This window comes from Streptomyces sp. CA-106110 (assembly GCF_050936285.1).
GTDB lineage: Bacteria > Actinomycetota > Actinomycetes > Streptomycetales > Streptomycetaceae > Streptomyces.
The window spans coordinates 1,741,526-1,756,554 of record NZ_JBNJNB010000001.1 but is presented as its reverse complement, the minus strand read 5'-3'; the positions used below and the strand labels follow the sequence as shown (position 1 = coordinate 1,756,554).

General features: G+C 67.8%; 9 protein-coding genes and 2 pseudogenes. 7 read left to right on the top strand and 4 right to left on the bottom strand.

What is annotated here, in order from left to right:
- Positions 1–116: 116 nt before the first annotated feature.
- From ACQEXA_RS08180 to ACQEXA_RS08170, 3 genes are all read left to right on the top strand, one after another.
- Complete coding sequence (locus ACQEXA_RS08180; protein ID WP_432920765.1) at positions 117–1,412, top strand: ISAs1 family transposase; 1,296 nt, start codon at positions 117–119, stop codon at positions 1,410–1,412.
- Positions 1,413–1,655: 243 nt separating this feature from the next.
- A complete protein-coding gene (locus tag ACQEXA_RS08175; protein ID WP_432931263.1) occupies positions 1,656–2,678 on the top strand; it encodes an alpha/beta fold hydrolase in 1,023 nt (340 codons plus the stop codon).
- A 950-nt stretch (positions 2,679–3,628) separates the two neighbouring features.
- A complete protein-coding gene (locus tag ACQEXA_RS08170) occupies positions 3,629–5,932 on the top strand; it encodes a recombinase family protein (RefSeq protein WP_433129232.1) in 2,304 nt (767 codons plus the stop codon).
- Between the two features lie 184 nt (positions 5,933–6,116).
- Here ACQEXA_RS08170 and ACQEXA_RS08165 read toward each other — a convergent pair whose 3' ends face one another.
- Both ACQEXA_RS08165 and ACQEXA_RS08160 read right to left on the bottom strand, forming a co-directional pair.
- Positions 6,117–6,950 (bottom strand): transposase, encoded by an 834-nt coding sequence (locus tag ACQEXA_RS08165; RefSeq protein WP_433129230.1) that lies wholly within the window; start codon positions 6,948–6,950, stop codon positions 6,117–6,119.
- Between the two features lie 288 nt (positions 6,951–7,238).
- The gene (locus tag ACQEXA_RS08160; RefSeq protein WP_433129228.1) at positions 7,239–8,699 is read right to left on the bottom strand and encodes an IS1380 family transposase; all 1,461 of its coding nucleotides are present in this window, start codon (positions 8,697–8,699) and stop codon (positions 7,239–7,241) included.
- Between the two features lie 124 nt (positions 8,700–8,823).
- Between ACQEXA_RS08160 and ACQEXA_RS08155 the strand changes: the two genes are divergently transcribed.
- Positions 8,824–9,831: a group II intron maturase-specific domain-containing protein gene (locus ACQEXA_RS08155; RefSeq protein ID WP_433129226.1), complete on the top strand. Its 1,008-nt coding sequence runs from the start codon at positions 8,824–8,826 to the stop codon at positions 9,829–9,831.
- A 153-nt stretch (positions 9,832–9,984) separates the two neighbouring features.
- Positions 9,985–11,232 (top strand): IS110 family transposase, encoded by a 1,248-nt coding sequence (locus tag ACQEXA_RS08150; protein ID WP_433134487.1) that lies wholly within the window; start codon positions 9,985–9,987, stop codon positions 11,230–11,232.
- 21 nt (positions 11,233–11,253) lie between these two features.
- Here ACQEXA_RS08150 and ACQEXA_RS08145 read toward each other — a convergent pair.
- Positions 11,254–12,896 (bottom strand): annotated as a pseudogene (locus ACQEXA_RS08145) (IS200/IS605 family accessory protein TnpB-related protein).
- Between the two features lie 215 nt (positions 12,897–13,111).
- On the opposite strand from ACQEXA_RS08145, the pseudogene ACQEXA_RS08140 reads away from it, so the two are divergent.
- Positions 13,112–13,726: pseudogene (locus ACQEXA_RS08140) on the top strand (IS110 family transposase); the annotation flags it as partial.
- 208 nt (positions 13,727–13,934) lie between these two features.
- A complete protein-coding gene (locus ACQEXA_RS08135; RefSeq protein ID WP_433128849.1) occupies positions 13,935–14,687 on the top strand; it encodes a transposase in 753 nt (250 codons plus the stop codon).
- A 7-nt stretch (positions 14,688–14,694) separates the two neighbouring features.
- Here ACQEXA_RS08135 and ACQEXA_RS08130 read toward each other — a convergent pair whose 3' ends face one another.
- The gene (locus ACQEXA_RS08130) at positions 14,695–14,892 is read right to left on the bottom strand and encodes a hypothetical protein (protein ID WP_432935643.1); all 198 of its coding nucleotides are present in this window, start codon (positions 14,890–14,892) and stop codon (positions 14,695–14,697) included.
- Between the last annotated feature and the right edge of the window lie 137 nt (positions 14,893–15,029).

Here is a 15,029-nt window from a genome sequence, read left to right as displayed (position 1 = left end):
AGTGCCTGGATCGTCCTGGCCTGGGGTGTTGATGTCGGTGGTGGGCCCCGGAAGCAGGTGAACACGGCACCTGTGGATCATGTAGTTCTCTACGCTCCAAGATCCACGAAGGTGCCGTGTTCGTTCCTCCATCATCCCCTGTCGCTGTCCCCGTGCCTCATGCGCCCTGCCTGGAAGCCCTCGGCCAGGGTGCCGCCAAGGACCAAGTCCGCAGCCTGGTCACGGAGTTCGAGTCGGTCACCGACCCGAGAGGGGCTTGCGGAGTGCGGTACCGGCTCTCCTCGCTGCTGGCCCTGGTGGTCTGCGCGATGACCCCGTCCGGCCACGACTCGATCACCGCGGCGGCGGAGTGGTGCCGACGTGCGACGCCGGAGGAACTGGCCGCCTTCGGCCTGCCCTACCACCCACTCCTTGGCCGCTACCGGGTGCCGAGCGAGAAGACCCTGCGCAGCGTCCTGGGGCGGCTCGATCCCGGTGAGATCGGCGCGGCCGGTTACGACTACCTTCGGCCCTTGCTGTCCACACAGCCCCGCCGGCCGGAGCCGGTGATGCCCGACGGCGCAACCGAGCGTGAACAGCGCCGGGCTCACCGGGCGGCCGCCCGCGCCGAGCCGGCACGGCTGAGGCGGCGGGCGATCGCGGTGGACGGCAAGTGCCTGCGTGGCGCGAGGCGCCCGGACGGCAGTCGGGTCTTCGTCCTGTCCGCCGTCCGTCACGGCGACGGTGTCACTCTCGCCTCCCGCGAGATCGGCGCGAAGACCAATGAAATCCCCGAGTTCGCACCTCTTCTCGACCAGATCGACGACGCGGATCTCGCGGGGGTGGTCGTTACCGCCGATGCCCTCCACGCCCAACGTGACCACGCCACCTACCTGCGCGAACGCGGCGCTCACTACCTGCTGACCATCAAGAACAACCAGCGTGGCCAGGCCCGTCAACTCCACGCCCTGCCCTGGAAGGAGATCCCTGTGATCCACCGCGACGACGCCCGGGGCCACGGCCGTCACGAGCAGCGGCTCGTGCAGGTCGTCACCGTCAGCGGACTGCTCTTCCCGCACGCGGCCCAGGTCCTGCGGATCCAGCGCCGCCGCCGTCTCTACGGAGCGAAGAAATGGTCCAGCGAGACCGTCTACGCCATCACCGACCTGCCCGCCGAGGAAGCGAACGCAGCCGAGATCGCGTCCTGGGCTCGCGGGCACTGGACCGTGGAAAATACCGTCCACTGGTGTCGAGATGTCACCTTCAACGAGGACAAGTCCCAGGTCAGGACCCACAAAGCGCCCGCCGTACTCGCTGCCCTCCGCGACCTGATCCGCAGCGCGCTCAAGCTCGCCGGCTACGTCAACACCGCCGCCGGACGACGAGCCCACACCGAGCGCCCCCGCGTCCTCACCCTCTACGGCATCACATGATCAAACCGGACGATCCCGGCACTCGCCGGGGCCCTGAGGCTGCCCGTCCGAGAGAGACGAGTAAGAAGTCGCGCCACCCTGACGCTGATCGTCAAACAGTCTCACAGCGACTCGGGCCGAGTGGAGTGGGTATCCGGCTGCGGGCGGCTCTCGCCCTCATAAATAACGAGTTGATCACGTCACCGCACCGGCGCTTCCCGTGACGTGCAACCGAGATACCGGCTCTCAGCCCCTAGGAGAATCATGGGCATCAGAATAAGAAAGACCAACAAACTATACGCCTTCGTCGCAGCTCTGGCCGCACTCCTGGCCGTCTCGGTGACCCTGAGCTCCGGGGCATGGGGGGCGAGCCGGCAGCATGGCTCAGCGGGTTCGAAGTCGGCTTCTGTGTTCCCGCAGGACAAGCCACCGGCCGGCTTTCAGTCCAAGTATGCGGAGGTGAACGGCTTCCGCATGCATTACGTGATCGGTGGTAAAGGCTCACCCGTCCTGATGTCGGGAGGGTTCCCCAACAACTGGAGCGAGTTCAAGCCGGAGATGGGTCCACTCTCCAAGAACCACACCGTTATCGCGGTCGACCTGCGCGGCACTGGCGACTCTCAGGTTACAAAGAGTGGTTACACGTCGCCACAGCTGGCCCGAGACGAGCATCAGCTGCTGGTCCAGCTGGGCCTCAACAACGGAATCCAGATAGTCGGCCACGACCTCAGTGTGTTTGTCGCCTACGACTATGCCGCCCAGTACCGGTCGGAAGTCCGGAGCATGGTTGTGATGGAAGCGCCTCTCCCGGATGAGAGCATCTACAGCTTCCCGGTCCTCAGCCCTGACCCGACAAAGCCGACGGCTTGGCACTTCGGGCTGTTCCAGCAGCCCTTGGCGGAAAAGCTTCTCGCGGGCAACGAGACCGTCTTCGTCAAGAACATCATGAGCGAGTGGACGAGTGTCAAGTCGGCGTTCAGTCAGTCGGACTTTGAGTACTACGGACACTTCCTGAAGGAGCCCGGTCGCACGCATGCATGGTTGAGCGTGTACCGGGGGATGCGTGCGGACATTGCGCAGACCAAGACGTACCAGGCTGAGGGTAAGTTGAAGATGCCTATTCTTGCGGTCGGTGGCGAGAACTCCTTCGGTTCGGGGGTCGCTGACCAGTGGAGCAAGTACGCTGTGAACGTCCAGGGACGAGTTCTCAAGAACACGGGCCACTTCGTGACGCAGGAGAGGCCGAAGGAAGTGACGGCTATGCTGCAGTCCTTCCTGCAGAAGTAGCTTTCGCCGTCATCCGAGGACCGGAATGGTTCTTTTGAGGGCGAGTAGCATTCCCTTTGATGTGGTCGTGGTGGTAGCAATCACGTTGCTACCAGCACGACCACATCGTCATGTTATGGAGTCAACCTCGATTCGTCAGCGGTGATCGCTGCCTCTTGAGGTGGTCAGTTCGCCCCGTTTGTCCCTTCGGGTGTGAGGCGGGTTCGTCGCGTGTCGCTGCGGCTGCGCCGGGTTCCACGGGCCCGGGGATGTGCGGTTCTCCTCCGTTCTGGTCTTCGTCGGGACGGGACCGGACGTTAGGTGACGGCCGGAAGTTCGGAGAGGCGTTGCCAGCAGGTGGTGAACGCGGTGCGCCAGGGGCCAGGTGTCGGGGATCTTCAGTCCGTCGGCGGGCGTGGCGGACCAGGCGGGCGGGCAGATGCAGAAGTTTGTAGCGCAGGGTGTCGGGTTCGGCGTCGGCGAGGCCGTCCACATCGTGTAGTCCCAGCAGCCGGGTCCAGGCTTCCACGTCGGCGGCGAGGTTCGCGGCGAGCATCCATCCCCGGTTGACCGTCCAGGACTGGGAGGGGAGATTGCGCAGACCACGGGCCTTGTCACAGCGCACCCTGTCCTCGAGGAGGAAATCTCAACACGACGGTGGATGGCGTTGACGCCTCCTCGACGCCCATCATTGCGGTAGAGGCGCTGTTGGAGCTGGTTGCCGAGGTTGGGCGGATCTCGGAGCGGCGGTCGGGTGCCTCGGGGCCGGAGGAGTCGTGGACGGACAGCAGGTTGAGGGTGAGCCCCCCTCATCGCGGGGGCGACCGTGGGGGTGTGGGCGGAGCTATCGGAGGTCAACCGGCATCTGGTAGTACGGCTGTTAGGGGTGCTGCTGACGCGCCGGGCCGCGGAGGCGGCGGTTGCGACGGGTCCCTTGACGGCCGTCGTGGGAGCGGGCGGGGGTGATGGTGGTGACGACGCGGGTGGAGCGTCCGTGGGAGGGCGTGTCGGGGAAGGTGGCCGCGCACCATCGTGATCGGCTCGCGGTCGTCTACGTCCGGCAGTCGACGTTGCGTCAGCTTCGGCACAATACCGAGTCCGCGAAGTTGCAGTACGCGCTGGTGGAACGGGCCGTCATGCTGGGCTGGCCGCCGTCGCGGACGCTCGTGATCGACGAGGACATGGGTCATTCCGCGTCCGGGGCCCAGGACCGGCCCGGGTTTACCCGCTTGGTCTCCGAGGTCGGGCTGGGGCATGTGGGGGTGGTGCTGGGCATCGAGATGTCCAGGTTGGCCCGCTCGGGCCGGGACTGGCATCAGCTGCTCGAGCTGTGCGCGCTGTCACGCACGTTGCTGGCGGATCCGGACGGGGTCTACGACCCGGCCGAGCACAACGACAGGCTGCTGCTGGGGCTCAAGGGCACGATCAGCGAGGCTGAGCTGTATCTGATCAAGCAGCGGATGTGGGGCGGGCGGATCGCCAAGGCCCGGCGCGGGGAGCTGGGGTTCGAGCCACCGATCGGCTACTGGCGCCGCCCGTCCGGAGAGATCGTGATCGATCCGGACGAGCAGGTCCAGTCCGTCATCCGGCTGGTCTTCGCCAAGTTTGAGGAGCTGGGCACCCTGCACGCGCTGCTGGCCTGGCTGGTCGCGAACGGCATCGAGCTGGGAGGGCGGCAACGCTGCGGGCCCGAGCGCGGGGAGGTGGTGTGGCGGCGTCCAAACCGCACCATCGTGCGCAACACCATCCGCAGCCCCGTTTACGCCGGGATCTACGCCTACGGACGCAAGCACACCGAATACCACGGGGCGGGCCGGCGCGAGCGCGCGGTCAAGGATCCCGCGGACTGGCTGGTCTACCTGCCCGGACGACTGCCCGCCTACATCAGCGTCGAGCAGTGGCAGCGCAACCTGGCCCGGCTGGAGACCAACCGCAACACCGCGACCACCCCGGGCTCCCCGCGCGGCGGTAACGCCCTGCTCGCGGGCCTGCCGCGGTGCGGCAAGTGCGGCAAACGGCGCATGGGCGTGTACTACCGCAGCCACCAGGGACAGCACGGACACCTCTACCACTGCAGCTGGGAGTACGCCCACTACGGCGGGCCGCGCTGCCAGGAACTGGCCGGGGCCTGCCTCGACGAGCACATCACCACCCAGGTCCTGACCGCGATCGCCCCGGCCTCACTGGAGCTGTCGCTGCATGCGGCCGAGCAGGTCGAGCGCGACCGCGCTGCCGTGGAGAAGATCTGGAGCCAGCGCTTGGAACGAGCGGACTACCTCGTCGACCGCGCCCGCCGGGCCCACCACCTTGCCGAACCCGAGAACCGCCTGGTGGTACGGCAACTGGAGGCCGAATGGGAACAGACTTTGGCGGACCGGGAGAAACTACGCGAGGACCACGCTCGGTTCGCGGCCACCACACCGCGCACGCTGTCCCGGGCCGAACGTGAGGCAATCCGCGAACTGGCAGCCGACCTGCCCGGCCTGTGGCACGCACCCACCACCACCATCGAGGACCGCAAACACCTGCTGCGACTGCTCATCGAGCAGGTCGCGGTCCGGGTCATCGGCGAGTCCGAGCAGGTCGAGGCCACCGTCACCTGGGCCGGCGGCCACCGCACCACGAGCCGGCTGGTCCGCCCCGTCGCCAAATTCGAACAACTCAGCTACTACCCACAACTCCTGTCCCGGACCCGGGAACTGGCCGAACAGGGCGTCGGCACCAGGCAGACCGCCCAGATCCTCAACGCCGAGGGCTTCCGGCCGCCCAAGCGTTCCGAGAGTTTCACCATGGACAACGTCCGTGATCTGCTCCGCCGCCAGGGCCTGCTCAAGGCCCAGGGCCGTAGCACCCGCGCACCCTACGAGAAGCTGCTCGGCCCGGATGACCGATGGGCCACCGACCTGGCGGCGGAACTCGGGATCCCGCCCAGCACCATGAACAGCTGGATTATCAAGGGCTGGGTCGCCGCCCGGAAGATCGAGGCCCGGGCGGGATGTGGATCGTTCACGCCGACCAGGCCGAGCAGCAGCGACTGCGTGAACTACACGCCCGCCCCAACGGCTACTACACCCGCCTGCGCTTCCTGGACCATCAGCAGGCACCACCACCAAATGCCGACACAGGAGGAGGGAACGATGGACCACGACGCGGAACATGACTGCACCGTGACTCCCTCATCTCCACCACCGCGTGCGAGCGGTACAGGACATCAAGCCACTGCGCGTGCTGCGACCCCGAAATCCCCCACATGTGGCGGATGTTGGTGGCGGTGATGGAGTAGCGCCAGCCGGTTTTGATCTCGAAGGCGGTGAGGTTCTTCATCTGCCGGCGGGAGGGTCTGACCCGGCGCACGATCAGCCGCATCCCCTCCGGCCAGCCCTCCCGGGTGTTCAGCGCGGTCAGTTCCGCGACCGCGTACCCGTCCTGGATAGTTCCGTCCTGGTGCAGGGACGTTTCCTACGCGGTTTCCGGCAGCTGGGCGATGGCCTGTTCGTCGGCGTCACCGATTTTCCAGCCGACCGTGTAACGCACGGTGCGGCGGGTGGTGTTGAGGGATTCGAGGTGGGTGACGAGGTCGTGGGTGGCACCGGCGCCGTCGACCCGCACCAGGATCTTCGCCGACGAGGCGTGCGGGATCTGGGCCAGAGCCTCGGTCAGGACCCGCAGATGGTCGGCCACCGTGTTGGCTCCCGCGTTGCCCTCGCGCAGGAGCATGGCCAGCGATTCGGTGGTGTTCGCGCACCAGGCTCCCAGCGGATGGAACCCGTACGTTTTCTTGAAGGTGGCCCGGGCACCCTGCTTTTTGGACGCTGAGGTGATGATCGTCGCGTCAAGGTCGACGATGATCCAGCCGGTCAGGCGTTTGCCCGCCACACTCAGCCAGGGAAACCCGCCCGGCCGCAGACGCAGCAGCGGCCACACGTGCCGGCGGACCTGCCTGCGGGCCCGCGCGATCCTCATCAGGACCGCCTCGTCCATGCCATCCAGCAGCCTGCGGAGCGTGGAGTCCGAAGCCGCAGACCCGAACACACCGGCCTGATGCGCCAACAGTGCCTCCGCCTCGGACAGGTTCGTCGCCCCGAGGACGATGGCCACCACGAGCTGGACGAGCACCACTCCCCGGCCGGGGAAGTTCACCCCCCGGCCGCGCGGCAGCACCTTCTCCAGCGCACCGGTCAGTCCGGTGCGGTCTGCGCACCGGCGCAGCAGCACCGCTCCGGCATGCCCGATCAATCCCTTGCCGGTGGCCGCGACGGACAGCTCACGACCCCACCCAGTACTATGTCTCACCTGAAAGGTGCCCCTGGATTCTGCTGTGATGCGACCTAGACACTCACATCGTCGCAGGCCAGGTGGCACCTTTCTCTGTCGGGGCATCAGATCGAGCTATGCCACTGAATAACTGGGGTCGATTCGTCTGTGGCCTGATCGGTCTGACCGGTCCGACGGTTTGCCCTATTTGTCCCGATGGTCGGTGTGGGGGACCTTCGCGTGACGCTGCGGGTGCGCCGGCTTCCACGGGGCCGGAATCCTGCTGGCCTGCTCCTTCCTGGTCCTTGTCGGGGTGGTGGTCGGCCGTCAGACGCGGGCCGGAAGCTGATGGGCTCGCTGCCAGGCGGCGGTGAACGCGGTGGCCCAGGGCCAGGTCCGGTCGAGGTGGAGGGTGCGTCTGCGGGCGTGGGAGGTGAGGCGGGCGGGCAGGTGGTAGAGCTTCATGCGGATCGTTTCCGCTTCGGCGGCGGCGAGTTCGGGCTCGTCGTGCAGGAGAAGGAGCCGCGTCCAGGCGTCGAGGTCGGCGGCGATCGTGGCGGCCAGCACCCAGGCGGCGTTGATCTGCCAGGACTTCGAGGGCAACAGCCCGAGGCCGACCCGTTTGATCGCTTTGACGCGGTCCTCTACCTCGGCGTGATCCCGGTACAGGGCGTCGATGAACCACACCTGCCCCGAGGCGGGAACCCCGGAAAGCCCTTGGTGGGCGGGGATGTTCGTGGCGACGATCTGGTAGCGCCAGCCGGTGCGTTTCTCGAAGGCGGTCAGCTTCTTCGCATCCCGCCGCGAGGGCTTGACCCGGCGCACGATCAGCCGCATCCCCTCGGGCCAGCCGGTCAGGTCACGGACCCCGGTCAGCTCGGCGACCTGGTAGGAGACCGTCTCGCCGTCGAATCCCTTGATCTCGTGGACCTCGCCGTCCTGCCGCAGTGCGGCCGTCCACACGTTCTCGGGCAGCAGCGCGATGGCCTGCTCGTCCGTGGCGTTGATGGCCCAGCCGGTCACCCAGCGCACCCGGCGCCGGCTGGTGGACAACTGCTGGAGGTGGTCGAGGACATCGTGGCTGAAGGCCGCGCCGTCGATCCGGATCAGCAGCTTCGACCACAGCGGCAGCGGAAGTTGCCGCAGCGCGGCGGCCAGGACCGTCTTGTGGTCGGCGACATCGTTGGGCGGCGCGTTGCCGGGCCGCAGCAGCATCGCGACGCATTCGCGGGTGTTGGCCACCCACGCTCCCAGCGGCATGTGACCGAAGCTGCCCTTGAAGGTGCCCGCCGCGCCCTCCTTGGCGCTGGTGCAGGTGACGATGGTCGCGTCCAGGTCGAGGACGTACCAGCCGGTCAGGGCCCGGCCGCACACCGTAATCCAGGGGAAGCCGCCGGGGCGCAGGGCGAGCAGCGTCCACACCACGCGGCGTATAGCAGCGCGGACGCGCTCGACCCGCGCCGCCACCAGGCCGTCGATCGTCGCCAGAGTGCGGCGCAGGGTGCTGTCCGAGACTGGGCGCGGGAACAGCGGCCGCCATTGGTACTGCAGTCGCTCGGCTTCCAGGATGTTCGTCGCGCCGAGCACGATCGCACAGGCCAGCTGGACCAGCGCCATACCCCGCTCCCGCCAGCCCGGCCCGGCGCCCTTCGGCAGCGCCGCACTCAGTGCGGTGACCAGGCCAGTGCGGTCGGCGACCTTCCGCAGCAACACCACGCCCGCGTGGCCGATCAGGTTCTTGCCGTCGGCCCGCACAGCAAGCCGGTGATCCCATTCGGTAGCCTGCACCTGTCGGGTGCCTCTTCTCTGCGACGGTTTTGATCTAGGCAATCCAGATCATCGCAGGTGGGAGGCACCCTTCTTCTGTCGGGGCATCAGGTCACAGACGTAGCTGAACACATGAGGTCATGGCATGGAAGAGGCTGCCGGAGTACGGTACCAACGTCTCGGCAGCAGTGCCGCGACCACGGCGCCGGGCTCCCCGGTTCTGGTCGTCTACGCCGACGACCTGCTCGCGCTGTGCCACTCCCGTGAGCAGGCCGAACAGGTCAAGGCGCGGCTGGCCGCGTGGCTGGTGCCCAGGGGCCTGGCCTTCAACGAGGACAAGACGCGTGTCGTCCACCTCGACGAGGGCTGTGACTTCCTAGGGTTCAACATCCGCCGGTATCGCGGCAAGTTGCTGACCAAGCCGAGTCAGGCAGCCCTGCGGCGGATCCGGGAACGGCTCACCGCAGAGGTGCTGGCCCTGCGAGGGACCAATGCCGAAGCGGTGGTGGCCAAGCTCAACCCGATCATCAAGGGGTGGGCCGCCTACTACCGGATCGGTGTCTCCAAACGGGCGTTCGCCTCGCTGGACCACCACGTGTGGAGACTGACCTACAAGTGGGCCAGGTACTCCCACCCGAACAAGTCGAACCGCTGGGTCACAGCCCGGTACTTCGGCGAGTTCAACAAGTCCAGGCAGGACCGGTGGGTCTTCGGGGACCGCGCCAGCGGTCGCTACCTCGCCAAATTCGCCTGGACACCCATCGTCCGGCACCGGATGGTGCCAGGAACGGCGTCGGTCGACGACCCGGCCCTGGCCGACTTCTGGGCCAACCGGCGTCGCCGCAGCCAACCCCCACTGGCCAGCGCCGTCCTACGACTGATCCAAGCGCAGGACAGCCGCTGCCCGCTATGTGGGGCGCTGCTGCTGCACGCCGACCATGAACCACAGCGCCCGGACGCATGGGAGCAGTGGCTCAAGGCTGTCCGCCACGCGATCCGCAAACACGCGTTCATCGCCGACGCGGCAGTCGGCACGCCGGACGAACCCGCCGCTCCACGCCTTGTGCACGCGCACTGCCACCGCCGCCAGACTCTCGGCGCCGATGGCAGGCCAGCACTTCTGTCCGCCAACGAGCCTTCAAGGCTTGCTTGAGCCGGATGCGGTTGGCGCCGCACGTCCGGTTCTTAGGGGGCGGGAACGCAGTGATGCGTTCCCGCTACCCGGCGCAAGAGAGCGTCTTTGAATCCTGTGGCCTCGGATGGGCGGGTGCCCGTCGCGATCGTCTCGGCGGGAGGGGCAGGGCTCGTGGACGTGGTGGAAGAGCGGTGCGCGGGGATCGACTTGAGCAAGGCGGATGCGAAGGTGTGCATCCGGCTGCCGGGTTCGGGGAAGCGGGCGCGTCGTGAGGTGCGGACGTTCTCCACGATGAGTGACGGTCTGCTGGCGCTGCGGGACTGGCTGGTGGACAACCAGATCACCCGGGTGGGCATGGAAGCGACCGCGTCCTATTGGAAGTCTCTGTTCTACCTGTTGGAGGCCACCGAGGGGATCGAGCCCTGGCTGCTGAACGCCCAGCACATCAAGACGGTGCCGGGCCGCAAGACCGATGTGAAGGACTGCGAGTGGATCTGCCGGCTGGTCGAGTACGGCCTGGTCCGGCCCAGCTTCGTGCCCCCGCGAGACATCCGCCAGCTGCGGGATCTGACCCGGTACCGCACCGAGACCACCCGCGACCGGGTCCGCGACGTCAACCGGCTCGCGATGTTCCTGGAGGACGCCGGGATCAAGCTCAGCTCGGTGGTCAGCGACATCACCGGCCGCTCCGCCCGGGCCATGCTGGACGCCCTGGTCGCGGGCGAGCGTGACCCGCAGGTGCTGGCGGACTTGGCGCTGGGCAGCCTGCAGGGCAAGGTACCCCTGCTGACTCGGGCGCTGACCGGCAGCTTCAGTGAGCACCACGCGTTCATGGTCGCCTCGATGCTCCGGGCGATCGACGAGGCCGACGCGCGAATCGCGCGGCTCAGTGAGGAGATTAACCGGCAGTTGCTGCCCCTGCGGCAGCAGGTCGAGCTGCTGATCACCATCCCCGGAATCAGCCTGGTCATGGCCCAGATCCTGATCGCTGAGGTGGGTGTGGACATGGGCCGCTTCGCCACCGCCGGGCACCTCGCCTCGTGGGCCGGAATGTGCCCGGGCAACAAGGAGTCGGCCGGCAAACGGCTGTCCGGCCGCACCCGCCACGGTGACACCTGGCTCAAGACCGCACTGTTCCTGGCCGGCGCCACCGCCGCCCGCAGCAAGGGCACCTACCTCGGCGCCCAGTACCGAAGGCTCGTACCCCACCGCGGAGCCAAGCGCGCCACCATCGCGGTCGGCCACTCGATCCTGGTCGCTGCCTGGCACATCCTGCGCGACCTGGTCCCCTACCGGGACCTCGGCCCCGACCACTTCACCAACCGACTCGGCAAGGAAAGACACACCCGCCGCCTGATCGCCCAACTCGCCGCCCTCGGCCTCGACGTCACCGTCACCCCGCGAGAGGGAGCCGCTTGACCTGCACCGACGCCCATCAGCTCAGGTCATTTTCAAGAGAGTGAGCAGGAGTGAGTCTTGTACCCAGTCCTGGTCAACTGGCGCATCCCGAACGGTGGTGGATGCACTGGTCGCCCGCGTTCGCGCCGCGTCCGGCGACACGGATCGTGTCCGTGGTCCGGGGATGCGGGGGCGGGTTTCCTCACGCCCTGGGGTGCCGTTTCCGGCCTGGGCGGTCCGATGCTGCTGTCCATCGCTCCGGTGGGCAGGAGGCGGTGCCGTCCGTCGCCGGATGCGGTGCCCGAGGGCGCGTCGTCCGATCGCGATGCTCGCGGCATCGTGACGGGTGGTCTTGCGGTTCTTGCCGGTGGGGGGTTTTGCCAGTGCTGGGCGCCCCATCTGCTGGTGTAGGCCGGGTCGACGGCGATGATGGTGATGCCGAGTTCGGCCGCCATGCTGACGAGCCGGGCCCGCAGCTTGGATACGGGCATGCCGGAGATCACCTGCCTGAACCGCTTCTGGCGGCCGTGTTTCTCCCGGGTCTTCTCCGTGCTGAAGTCGAGGTGTTCGATCGCGATCGACAGGCCGTGGCGTTGGGCCCAGTGCAGGAGCCGGATCAGTGCATGCCGTACCTGGGCATCACGATGCATCGCGGTGCCGGACAGGTCGTAGACGAACCGGCGCGGCTCGCCGCACGGGTTGCCGTGCTGATCGAGGCGCCAGGCGGCGAGGTGGTCGGCGTTGGTGTCGACGCCGATCAGACCGCCTGTGCGGGCGTGGGACAGGGGGACGGTCTTGATGGGCGGGATGGTCCAGGAGGCGGTGAGGTACCAGCGGGCGCGGTCTGTGTCGTAGTGGATGCGGTAGGCCACGGACCGGTTCGTGGTGATGCGGTCGGCCCACTCGTCGCTGCGGTGGTGGAAGAGGGCAGCGCCGGTGAGCGTGTACCGGCCGTGCGGGGCGTTGGCCAGGTGGGCGAGCGGAGCAGGGAGCTTGAGGGAGACCTCGCCGTCCGGGGTGACGCGGATGGTCTCGTTGCCGAACCGCTTGCCCGATTCCCCGTCCGCCTGCAGGAACCAGCGCGATGCTTCCCAGCGTTGCCGCCACTGGGCCTGCGTGAGGTGGGCGGCGTGCAGGTGGTGCCTGTTGCGTGCGAGGCGCTTCCCGCCGCGCACCACCCGGACCCGGCCCACGGCGTGATCGACCTGCTCGGCACTGAGCCGGTCTTCAAGGGCCTGCAGGCGCCGGGACTTGGCGAACCACTCCTTGGCGCTGCGGTAGCCGCCCGGCGCACGCTTGCTTCCCTTCTCCCCGATCGGCAGGGACAGGCGGTGCGCGATCGTCCGCACGCCCGCCTGAAGGCTTTGGATGTGCGCGAGTTGGGCACGCCTGGACAGCGCCCACTGATCGTGGGTGGCCTTGGTGATGCTCCCGGCCCAACGCGACGAAGACTCCCCCGTCAGGGCCCGCTTGCGCCCCGCCCACGTATGAGTGGAGTGCTCCAGACCGTCGGCGCACCGGCGTTTGAGGTCCCTTGCGGCCAGCGAGCCAAGATGCGCGCCCACCAGGCGCAACACCTCCTCGTCGGCGGCCCCCAGGTGCTTGAGGCGGGTGCGGATCGCCACGCCCGACGGGCCGACGGCCACGAAGGGGGCAGCGATCGTGCGCAGCGACCCCTCACGCATCGATGTACTCCCTCCCCAACGCTTGATCGGCAACCGGTAGAACGGTACGGGCGGGCACTGACATTTAGCGTTGACGGTGGCTTCCCGGGATCCTCGGGGGCTGCGTAGGGTGCTTCGGGTCCGGTTCTTCCGGCACGGCTGGATCACTGACCGAAGCGTCTGCCTGCAGGCGACTTCTCCACGCTGATCGACGGCTGGTTGAACCCCCGACGCACGTGCGTCCCTGTTGGGAACCCGTGGCCACGGCAAGCGCGTGGACCTCTGCTACCGAATGTCCGGTCAGCACAACCCTGCGGAACACGTGCCTGGTTGTGGCGGAAGCCCTCCGGACACGGACAGCACCTGCTGCGGGACGGAGGCATCTGTTGAAGCTGCACCTGGGGATCGATGTGGCCTGCCGGGCCTCGCACCGGGCCACCTGCACTGACGCCGCCGGGCAGATCCAGTTCTCCGGACGGCGGTTCACCACCACGGCTGACGACCTCGAACGGTTATGGGACGGCTTGCCCTCCACCGACGACGTCACCGTCATCATGGAGCCCACCCGCAACGCGTGGGTCCCGCTCGCCGCGTGGTTCGCCCACCGTGGCGCCAAGGTGGTCCTGGTGCCGCCGGAGCAGGCCGCTGACCTGCGCGACTACTACTCCAAGCACACCAAGAACGACCGGCTCGACTCCCGGATCCTCGCGCGGCTGCCACTGCTGCACCCCGAAGGACTGCGGGACCTGTCAGACACAGGGCCGGCCGACCCCCTGCGACGAGTCGTCCGTCGCCGCAGCTCGCTGGTCGAACGCCGCAGGGCCACTTTCTACCGGCTCGACGCCCTGCTGGAGCTGCTCGGACCCGCCTGGGCCGACGCCCTGGGCACAGGCGCCTACTCCAAAGCCGCGCTGGCCGTGCTGGAGAAAACCGGAGCCGACTCCCACGCCATCCGCCGACTGGGCCGCAAACGCCTGGCCGCCCTGCTGATCCGACACAGCCGAGGCCAGTGGCGCGAGGAGCACGCGGAACAGATCACGGCTGCCGCCCGGCAGAGCCTTGAGGCGGGCGGGCGGCGCCCTGGACTTCGCCGAACTGGCCGAGGACATCGCCGGCGAGGCCCGCATGGCCGCTCACCTGAACGCGCAGATCATCACCCTGGAGGACCGGATCGCCATCCTTTACGAAGAAGCCGACCCCGGCCAGGTCATCGCCTCCGGGCCCGGCTTCGGCGTCATCACGGCCGCGGGCATCCTGGGCCGGCTCGGAGACCCGAACCGCTTCGCCAGCCTGGCCGGTATCCGCGCCTTCACCGGCCTGGTTCCCCGTGTCAGCCAGTCCGGACTGACCGGCCGCAACGGCCCACCCACCCGCCAAGGAGATCCCGGACTGCGCGAGACCTTGTTCAAGGCCGCGGACATCGCCCGGCACGTCGATCCCACCCTCGCCGCCCGTTACCACGATCTCGTCGCAGGCAAGGGCAAACACCACAACTCCGCCCTCTGCACACTCGCCGCCGTCCTGGTCACCCGCCTGGCCGCCTGCTGGCGCAACGGCACCCTCTACGAACTCCGCGACACCGACGGACGCGAGATCACCGAGGCCGAGGGACGACGAACCTGCACAACCCGCTACAAGGTCGACAAGACCGCCCGAGCGAAAGTCGACGTCCGACGGCGAGCCCAGCAACTGAAAAACCCAACGACGAGCCGGCGTGAGAAGGAGTCGCGAAGCGCTCCGGCAACCGGCCCGTCGACAACCACCCTACGAACCAACCCCCGAGATCACCACGATCTGCTTGACGTCCGTTAGGAACTCATCAGTGCCGCCATACGACGTGTGCGCGCCGCAACACCACGAACCAGTACATGCTCGTGCACACCCACGCACGCTCCTGCACATCCGAAAGCGACCAGTTCCCCACCCCTTTGCCTTCGTCGGCGTGCTGCCCGCCCCAGGCGCAGGACGCGAGCAGCAGGACGGAACCGCAGATCACCGGCGCGGGCATGCGTCGCACGGCCTGCCTCCCCCCGAGGGATTGGTCTGTACCTATATGCCACGGCTGCCGTGATCGCATCAAGAGAAGGGGATGTGTTCGCCCGCCCGCGGCCCGGCTACGTATGCTGGTCCCGGGGGCGGCGTGAACTCGCTTTT